The sequence below is a fragment of the Micromonospora sp. URMC 107 genome (assembly GCF_051386315.1).
GTDB lineage: Bacteria > Actinomycetota > Actinomycetes > Mycobacteriales > Micromonosporaceae > Micromonospora.
In genome coordinates, this window is the sequence record NZ_JBPQTK010000074.1 from 1 (window position 1) to 8,077 (window position 8,077).

Annotated in this window: 9 protein-coding genes; 1 reads left to right on the plus strand and 8 read right to left on the minus strand. The window is 72.0% G+C overall.

All coding sequences use genetic code 11. The features are described 5' to 3' along the window. Window positions 1-40 precede the first annotated feature (40 nt). From ACSNN9_RS17760 to ACSNN9_RS17785, 6 genes are read right to left on the minus strand one after another with little or no spacing between them, the layout of a single operon-like run. A complete protein-coding gene (locus ACSNN9_RS17760; protein ID WP_436674446.1) occupies window positions 41-1,324 on the minus strand; it encodes an SDR family oxidoreductase in 1,284 nt (427 codons plus the stop codon). A gap of 59 nt (window positions 1,325-1,383) precedes the next feature. Then, entirely contained in the window at window positions 1,384-2,937 is a 1,554-nt protein-coding gene (locus tag ACSNN9_RS17765; RefSeq protein WP_357873032.1) for a long-chain-fatty-acid--CoA ligase, read from the minus strand. Next, window positions 2,934-3,185: an acyl carrier protein gene (locus ACSNN9_RS17770; RefSeq protein ID WP_436674447.1), complete on the minus strand. Its 252-nt coding sequence runs from the start codon at window positions 3,183-3,185 to the stop codon at window positions 2,934-2,936. The genes ACSNN9_RS17765 and ACSNN9_RS17770 overlap by 4 nt, the downstream gene beginning before the upstream one ends. Window positions 3,186-3,187: 2 nt before the next feature. Next, complete coding sequence (locus ACSNN9_RS17775) at window positions 3,188-3,460, minus strand: acyl carrier protein (protein WP_357873037.1); 273 nt, start codon at window positions 3,458-3,460, stop codon at window positions 3,188-3,190. Continuing rightward, the gene (locus tag ACSNN9_RS17780) at window positions 3,457-4,467 is read right to left on the minus strand and encodes a hypothetical protein (protein ID WP_436674448.1); all 1,011 of its coding nucleotides are present in this window, start codon (window positions 4,465-4,467) and stop codon (window positions 3,457-3,459) included. Before ACSNN9_RS17780 ends, ACSNN9_RS17775 begins: the two co-directional genes overlap by 4 nt. Continuing rightward, window positions 4,464-5,105 carry a hypothetical protein gene (locus tag ACSNN9_RS17785; RefSeq protein WP_436674450.1) on the minus strand — a complete coding sequence of 214 codons (642 nt, stop codon included), beginning with the start codon at window positions 5,103-5,105 and terminating at the stop codon, window positions 4,464-4,466. The genes ACSNN9_RS17780 and ACSNN9_RS17785 overlap by 4 nt, the downstream gene beginning before the upstream one ends. 259 nt (window positions 5,106-5,364) lie before the next feature. Here ACSNN9_RS17785 and ACSNN9_RS17790 point away from each other — a divergent pair, with 259 nt between their 5' ends. Beyond that, the gene (locus ACSNN9_RS17790; RefSeq protein WP_436674452.1) at window positions 5,365-6,420 is read left to right on the plus strand and encodes an FAD-dependent monooxygenase; all 1,056 of its coding nucleotides are present in this window, start codon (window positions 5,365-5,367) and stop codon (window positions 6,418-6,420) included. 105 nt (window positions 6,421-6,525) lie between these two features. On the opposite strand, the gene ACSNN9_RS17795 is transcribed toward ACSNN9_RS17790, so the two are convergent. Then, on the minus strand, window positions 6,526-7,401 hold the full coding sequence (locus tag ACSNN9_RS17795; RefSeq protein ID WP_436674453.1) for a TauD/TfdA dioxygenase family protein: 876 nt from the start codon (window positions 7,399-7,401) through the stop codon (window positions 6,526-6,528). 22 nt (window positions 7,402-7,423) lie between these two features. Continuing rightward, entirely contained in the window at window positions 7,424-8,074 is a 651-nt protein-coding gene (locus ACSNN9_RS17800) for a hypothetical protein (RefSeq protein ID WP_436674455.1), read from the minus strand. Window positions 8,075-8,077: the final 3 nt, after the last annotated feature.

The window sequence follows — 8,077 nt, forward strand, 5'->3', positions numbered from 1 at the left end:
CTGGTCGAAGCCGGTGGCCAGCATCCGGCGCGGGGCGGGGTCAGACGGCCACCGGCTCGGGAGCGGGGGCCGGGGCGGGAACGGACGCGGGGACGGCGACGGGCGTGGCCTCGGGCAGGTACCTGCCGAGCTTGCGGATCCGCCTCGCGTTGTTCTCCATGACGTCGATCGACGGCAGGTCGGCGTCGACCCGCACGACCGTCGGGTTCGCGGCGGCGGTGTGGATGTTGCTCAACAGCGTGTGGAACGACCGTGGGAACAGCGAACTGACGAACTTCGACTGCTGCCGGCCGCGCCGGATGCTGGCCACCGGCTTCGACCAGTCGATCTGGCCGGGCCGGAACCGGTGCTGGCGGATGAGCTCGCGGCGGAACGTCTTCCACGGCACCAGCTTCAGCTTGAACCGCTCGGCGATCTCCTCGGTCGTCACGGGGGTCACCGGGTAGCTGATCACCCGCGGCGCGTTCGACAGCGCGTTGGCCACCACGGACCGGGCCAGCACGTCACCGGCCACGACCGGACTGGTGACCTCCGAGTCCCAGACCATGCCGAGCTGGAGGACGTGCGAGATCATGTTCCAGAACGAGTACTCCATGCCGGGGTCCTTGAACCCGGTGCTCGGCCCGCCCAGCGCGAAAGGCGCCTGGTAGATGTGGATCGGCACGCCGTCGCGGTTCGCCCGCAGGCTGATGTGCTTGACGACCCACTTCATCCGGCTGTAGCCGGTGTAGAAGAAGCTGTTGCGGTAGAAGTCGCGCCACTGCTGGTAGACCTCGCTGCCGACCGAGCCGATGACGTGCAGCGTCTTGAACCGCTTCCGCAGGCAGAACTCGGCGAGCCGGAGCGTCGGCAGCACCTTCTCCTGGCGGTACCGGGCGTAGGGGTAGTCGTGGGTCGTCGCCCCCGCGGCGTCGATGACCACGTCGACCTCGGTGAGCAGCTCGTCGTAGGCGGCGGGGGAGAGCCCCATCGCCGGCTCCAGGTAGCTGCCCTCCAGGACCGACAGCTTCCCGGTGTCGGGCAGCTCCATCTTGTACTTGCGCAGCTGCCGGGCGATGCGGTCCTCCCCGGACTTGTCGCCCTTGCGGCGTACCAGGGCGTAGACCGTCGCGACCCGGTCGTCGCCGAGGAGCTCACGCAGCATGTGCATGCCGACGTAGCCGTTCGCGCCCAGCAGGAGCACGTTCTTCGGCTCGTCGTCGCCGCGTCGCGGCAGCCTCTTCGCGACCGCTCGCGGATCTTCCGAGTAGCCGAGCGAGATCCGGTTGGGGTTGCCCATCGAGAGCGCGACGCGGTCGCTGTGGTGGCGCAGGAAAATGTGCATGGGTCCGCCTTTGCATGGTGAGTGAGGGTCGTGGAGCCGAAACGGCACCGGGCGGGCGGCTAGGCCACGCGCCGGTCCAGGTGCTGCCAGAACCGTTCACGCAGCTCCCGGCGGAGAAGCTTTCCGCTGGGGTTGCGGGGCAGCTGGTCGACGAACTCGAAGCTCGCCGGGATCTTGAAGTCGGCGATCCGTCCCCGCAGGAACGGGGTGAGTTCGCGGGCGGTCGTCGGCTGGTCGGGATGGGTCACCACGAAGCAGTGCACGACCTCGCCCCAGTGCTCGTGCGGCACGGCGACGGCGGCGGCCTCGACCACGCCCGGGTACGCGCAGACCGCGTTCTCGATCTCCGCCGGATAGACGTTCTCGCCGGCCACGATGATCGTGTCCTTGATCCGGTCGCGGACGAACAGGAAGCCCTCGTCGTCCAGGTAGCCGGCGTCGCCGGTGTGCAGCCAGCCGTCGACCAGGGTCGCGGCGGTGGCGTCGGGCAGGCCCCGGTACTCGATCATCCGAGCGGGGGTCCGCAGGCAGATCTCACCGACCTCGAACGGTGGCAGGACGCGGCCCGTACCGTCGATGATCTTCACGCCGAAGCCCGGGTACGGCCGGCCAGCCGCCTGCATGCGCGGCCCCCCGACGACGTGCTCCGACGGCGGCAGGCAGACCGCGGTGTTGCCGCTCTCGGACAGGCCGTAGATCTGCGCGAACTCGCAGCCGAACATCTCGATGCTGCGGCCGAGCAGCGCCTCGGAGATCGGCGACCCGCCGTAGACGATCTTGCGTAGCGAGACGAAGTCCTCCCGCTTCGGTCGGGGCGGGGCGAGCATCATCTGCAACTGGGCCGGCACGACGCACGCCGTGGTGACGCCGTGCCGCCGGATGAGGCGGACCGCCTCGTGCCCGGCGAACACCCGGACCGAGACGTTGGTGACGCCGGCGCTGAACCCCTGGATCGACCACCAGAGCCCACCGATGTGGAACCCGGGGATGCCGATCAGGCTCACGTCGTCCGGCCGCCAGTCGATCCAGTCCAGTCCCTCGGAGGCGAGCGCGTCCCGCACGGCGAAGAAGCTGCGGTGCGCCAGCACGACACCCTTGGGGTTGCCCGTCGTGCCGCTGGTGTAGACCTGGGCCAGAGGCTGCTCCTCGCTCCAGGACGGGTCCAGGTCGCCGTCCTCGTCGGCCTGCCAGCCGGTGAAGCCGGCCAGCGATACGACCTCGCGCAGCTCGGGCAGGTCCGGTCGCAGCGTGTCGACGGTGTCCAGGAGGTCCTCGTCGCAGAAGAGGACGGTGCTGCCGGAGTCGCGCATGATGTGGCGGATCTCGCCGGCGCGCAGCCGCCAGTTGATGGGGACCAGCACGGTGCCGGTCTTGGCACAGGCGAACAGGATGTCGTAGTAGTGCTCGGACTCCTTGCCCAGGTAGGCGACGCGGTGCCCCGCCGTGACCCCGGCGCGCCGCAGGGCGTGCGCCGTCCGGTTGCTCGACCGGTGCAGCTGCGCGTAGCTGACGGAACGGTCCTCGCAGTGCACCGCCGGATGGTCGGGCCGCTGCCCGGCGTGGAAGGCGATGACGTCGTGCACCGTGCGCAGCTGCGGGTGGTACGCCGTCATCGGCCCGTTCCCTCCGGGACCGCCAGCGTCTCCTCGAGGAACCGCACGATCGCCGGGCCGGACGCGAGGGCCGGCAGCAGGTTCGGGTCGATCTCGATGCCGAACGCGTTCTCGATCGCCATCATGAGCTGGATCTGGCGCAGCGAGGTCCAGCCCGGCACGGTGTCCGGATCCAGCTGCTCGGGCAGTTCGTCCGGTGCGACACCGAACACCGAGGCGACCACCTCGCGGACGCGGGTCTCCAACATTGCTACTCCTTGGGTGTCGCGCCGAGGCCCTGCCCCGGGGTGAAGAAACGTCGCGTGATCCGGGAGATCGTGCGGAAGTCGTCCGTGCTCACCTCGTCGAGGGAGATCTCCGTGCCCAGCTCCGCCTCGATCAGGTAGAGCAGCTCGACGAAGTGCATCGAGTTCAGGACGCCGGTGTCGACGAGGTCGTCGTCGACACCGACGGAGTCGATGTCCGGACACCTGGCGCGCAGGAACGCGGTGAGGAACTCGGGAACCGTCTCGGTCGTGCTCATGACCCCTCCTGGGGGCGCGTCGGTGCGGGGAGGATCTTCGTGGTGACCCGGGCCGTCGCCGGTTCGCCCGCGCACCGGTGCTCGGCCACGGCCCGGCCGGTGGGCAGGCCGGTCGGGATGAGGCGGTTGGTGCGCAGCGCGACGGCCGGATCCCGCAGCAGCGGGTTGGTGCCCGGCACGGTGGCGGAGAACAGCGCGAAGACCGGGTCGATGACCTTGGTCGCCCCGTCGGCGTCCTCGACCTCGACCCAGGCGTGGACCAGGTCGAGCATGCCGACCACCCAGCCGATCCGGGTGACCGCCGGGATGCCGGCCCGGACACAGAGCTGGGCCAGGTACCGGCTCGCCGAGTCGCAGCTCGCGACGCCGTGCGTGGTCACCAGGTCTACGTCGTTCTGCAGGGGCTCGGGCAGCTTGACCCAGCGCAGCTGCATGGCGGCGAACTCGGCGGCGATCGCGCGCAGCTCCGGGGAGCGCAGCTCGGCCCGCTCGCCGCGGGTGTGGACGGTGGCGGTGACGGCGAGCTGCGACGCCGTACGGGTGACGGTGTCGCCGCTCGGCCCGTCGGCGTCCCCGGCGGGTTCGACCGTCAGGTCGTGCACCGCACCGCCGAGGCGTTCGGGGCGCGGCAGGGCCAGCGTGCTGGTCGGCTCCGGGCCGCACGCCTCGGCGGCGCAGGCGATCCGCGTCGCGAACCGGGAGGCGCGGGGCGCGAGCAGCTCCTCGGTCGACGAGCGCATCCACCGCAGCGAGTAGGCGAACGCCTGTTCCGGCACCGTCGTGCCGGTGCCGGAGTACAGCGCCAGGTTGAACAGGTCGCGCGAGTCGAACCGTTCCTCGCCCGGGTCGCCGCTGGCCGGCAGTCCGCGGTCGAGCAGCGTGGACAGCGTGTGGTCGTCGCAGCCGAGGACCTGCCTCGCCGAGGCGCGGTCGACGTCGTCGAGCCGGTGCTCCGGCGGGACCGCGAAGAGCGTGTCCAGCCCGCGGCACAGTCCGGCCGCCGTCATGACCGCGCCGGGTTGTCGCGCCACATCGTCTTGATGACGCTTCCGGTGCTCAGCACGTACTCGTCCACCGAGGTCCAGCCGAGCATCTCGTTGATCTGCACCTGCTCCGGGCCGGCCGAGGTCTCCAGGTAGCCCGGCAGGCCGAGGGCCTCGGCCCGCGCCTGGCCGGCGCGCATGAGGACGTAGCCGACGCCGACCGAGTCGACCCGCCGGCCGAGCACCGCGAACCACACGTGCGGGCGGCTGGGGCGCATCCGGTCCAGCGCATTGGAGATCCGGACGGCGTGCACCACGGCCCGCGGCCCCGCGAGCAGGCACGCCACCGAGCGCAACGCCCAGCCCCACCACGGCGTGGTGCGCTCGTCGCCGTAGAGGACGAGGATTCCGTCGAGCCGGTCGGCACGGTACGCGGCGAGGGTGATGCCCGAGCTCATCAGCTGGGCGATCACCAGCTCCGCCAGGTAGAGGGCGGTCAGCGCCGACTTCCGCTGCCACCGGGGGAGCGAGCCGGCGGCGGCCCAGATCGCGCCGTTCTCGTACGCCTGGGCGAGCAGCCGGGCCCCGGCCCACAGCTGCCCCCACCGGAGGTCCCGAACCTCGAGTCTGGGCTCCGGTCGCGCGATCGTCTGACTGTTCACATTGCACCCCATGTCCGGACGGCAGCCCGCTGACCTGGGTGAATCTAATGGTCTTGGGTAATCCGCCAGTAACAAAGAGGCCCCTCCGACGGTTTCCGCGCGCGGTGGTTTTCCGGCGGGCTCGACGGCACCGCCACCGCGACCGGCCCCCGCCCGGGCCGCTCCCTTCCCCGCGTCCGGTCCGGATGGGAGACTGAGCCGTGTCGTGTGACGACGTCGGGAGCCGACCGGAGCGCCACCGTGCCGGGTCGGTGCCGGCGTGATCGCCGGCCACTGGGAGGTCGTCGTGGTCGGCGGCCGGATCGCCGGGGCGTCCACCGCCTGGGCCCTCGCGCCGTACGCCGAGCGGGTCCTCGTCCTGGACGCCTCCCGGCCCACCGCGTTCTGGCCGCAGCAGTCCACCTGGGACCGTTCCGGCAACCTCGCCTGGGCCGACGTCGGCCTGTTGGAGACGGTCCTGGCCTGCGGCGCCCCACCCACCTACGGCGACACGCAGCGCATCGGCGACGAGGTCGTCGAACGGGTCTACCCGCGCGAGGACGCGTACTCGTTCCGGATGAGCGTGCCTCGCGAGGTGCTGGACCCGGCACTCCTGGCGGCGGCGCAGAGCCGGGGCAACGTCACCGTGCTGCGCCCGGCCCGGGTGCGGGACCTGACGATCGACGCCGGCCGGGTGCGCGGGGCGGTCGTGCGGCACGGTGGCGTCGACAGCGAGGTCACCTGCGACCTGCTGGTGCTGGCCGACGGGCGGCTGTCGCGCAACGCCGAACGCGTGGGGGCGGGCGCCTACCGGGTCGTCGAGTCACCGTGGTTCGCGCTGCTGGCGTACTACGAGAACCTGCCGCTGCCCACCGACCGCTCCTACTTCTCGTTGCAGGACCGCAGCGTCCTGATCTCCACGCCGTGCGGCGACAAGCAGTGGTGCGTCGCGCTGGACCTGCACCAGAGCCTCATCGACGAGAGCGGCCGGCACCCGGCGCGCTCGTACGAGCGGATGGTCCGCGCCGACCCGCGCCTCGGCCCGGCCGTCGCCGCCGGGCGGCGTACCACCTCGATCGGCGGCGCCGGGCGGATGCGCATGCTGCGCCGGCCGATGAGCGGGCCGGGCTGGTGCCTGGTCGGCGACGCCGGCTACCACCTGGACCCGGTCACGGCCCAGGGCACCCGGGCCGCCGTGGTCACCGCCCGGATCCTCCGGGACCGGATCGCGGGCGCCGGCGGCGTCGCGGGCGCGGACCTGACGGGCCTGACCGAGGAACGCGACGCCGCCCTGGACGACGACTGGGCCTACACCGAGCAGATCGTGCGCGGCTGACCGCCGCCCGCCGATCGGCGCCCGGCGACCGCTGGCCGGCGCTCGCTACGGCGACCCGAGCCCGGCCGGCGACCCGGCGCGGCCCCGCGACCCGAATCGGCCCCGCTACCCGGCCGGCCGGGTGCCGTTGATGGTCACCCGCTGGCCGTAGCGGGAGTGCGGATAGTAGTCCCACACGGCGTGGTGCTGGGTGCAGCGGTTGTCCCAGAACACCAGCGTGTTCGGAGTCCAACGGACCCGGCAGCTCAGGATCGGCTGCTGGGCGACCCAGCCGAAGAGCATGTCCAGCAGCGCCCGGCTCTCCTGCCGGGAGAGCTGCACGATGTGCGAGGTGAAGCCGGCGTTGACGAAGAGCAGCTTGCGACCGGTCTCCGGGTGGCGTACGACGACCGGGTGTTCGCTCTTTGGCACGACGTACTCCGGCGGCGGGGTGTGACCCTGCCACGGGATCAGGCCGTCGTGGACCGCGGTCAGGCCGTCGAGGAGGGCCCGCATCGGCGGGGAGAGCATCTCGTACGCCAGGTGCATGTTCGCCCAGAGCGTGTCGCCACCGACGCCGATCTCCGGCGTCCTGGTGACGTAGAGCATCGAGCCCAGCGACGGCTCGGCCTCGGCGGTCCCGTCGGTGTGCCAGTCCTCGCCGGCCACGAAGCGCGAGTCCCGCCCGGCGCTGATCTCGAGGATGGCGGGGTCGCCGCCGTCGAGGTCGGCGAGGGGCTGCCGGCGCAGCTCGCCGAAGTGGCCGGCGAAGCGCTTGTGGTCCTCGGCGGAGAGCACCTGGTCGCGGAAGACCAGCACGTGGTGGGCGAGGAAGGCGCGCCTGACCTCGGCCAGCTGCTCGTCCGACAGCTCGGTGGCGAGGTCGAGGCCGGAGACCTCCGCGCCGATGACCGGAGAGATCGGTCGGACGGTGATGGTCTCGTAGCGCTCCGGCGGGCGGGTCGTCGCCCGCTCGACGGCGGCAAGGACGTGCTCTTCCATTCGTTCCCTCCTGGATTCGGTGTCACAGTCCCCGGGCCAGCAGGTCGGCCACGATCAGCCGGCCGAAGGCGAGGTTGCCGTGGATCGGGTCGTCCGGCTCGCAGAACGCGGCCCGCTGCCGGCCCGCGCCGTCGGTGACCCGGGCCCGCAGATCCACGATCTCCACGCCGAGCGCGACGAGCGCGCGGCGGATCGTCTCCTGGGCCGCCATGAAGACCAGCGGGTCGGCCATCCCCGGCACCCGCTGCGGCGGCAGCACCGCGAGGACGCGCAGTCCCAGGTCGAGGGCGTGGCGGTAGAAGGCCAACGCGTCGCGGGCCATGGCGCGCACGATGTCGTCGAAGAGCCCGCCGGAGAGGAAGCCCGCTGGGAAGGCGCCGTCGCCCGCCCGGTAGATCCGCCAGTTCTCGGTGGTGGCGAAGAAGTGGGCGCTCAGGCCGAACGTCGAGACCAGCGGGACGGCGAGCTGCCCCATGTCGGCCACGCCCAGCTCGGCCAGGAAGCCGCGGTGGCGTTCCTGCACGGCGGCGTCCCGGAACACCAGGCCGCCGTCGCGTACGTCGAAGAAGCCGACGTTGAAGTCGCGCCCCGAGCCGATCGGGCCACCGACGAAGGGCAACCCGGCGGCGGCCGCCGCGCGGGCGATCGGCCCGGCGTGCGAGTCGCCCAGCAACAG

What these genes read in the sequence shown, in the direction of transcription:
- ACSNN9_RS17770 (WP_436674447.1), bottom strand. Translation starts at nt 3,185, where the DNA reads ATGTTGGAGACCCGCGTCCGCGAGGTGGTCGCCTCGGTGTTCGGTGTC.
- ACSNN9_RS17760 (WP_436674446.1), bottom strand. Translation starts at nt 1,324, where the DNA reads ATGCACATTTTCCTGCGCCACCACAGCGACCGCGTCGCGCTCTCGATG.
- ACSNN9_RS17795 (WP_436674453.1), bottom strand. Translation starts at nt 7,401, where the DNA reads ATGGAAGAGCACGTCCTTGCCGCCGTCGAGCGGGCGACGACCCGCCCG.
- ACSNN9_RS17780 (WP_436674448.1), bottom strand. Translation starts at nt 4,467, where the DNA reads ATGACGGCGGCCGGACTGTGCCGCGGGCTGGACACGCTCTTCGCGGTC.
- ACSNN9_RS17765 (WP_357873032.1), bottom strand. Translation starts at nt 2,937, where the DNA reads ATGACGGCGTACCACCCGCAGCTGCGCACGGTGCACGACGTCATCGCC.
- ACSNN9_RS17775 (WP_357873037.1), bottom strand. Translation starts at nt 3,460, where the DNA reads ATGAGCACGACCGAGACGGTTCCCGAGTTCCTCACCGCGTTCCTGCGC.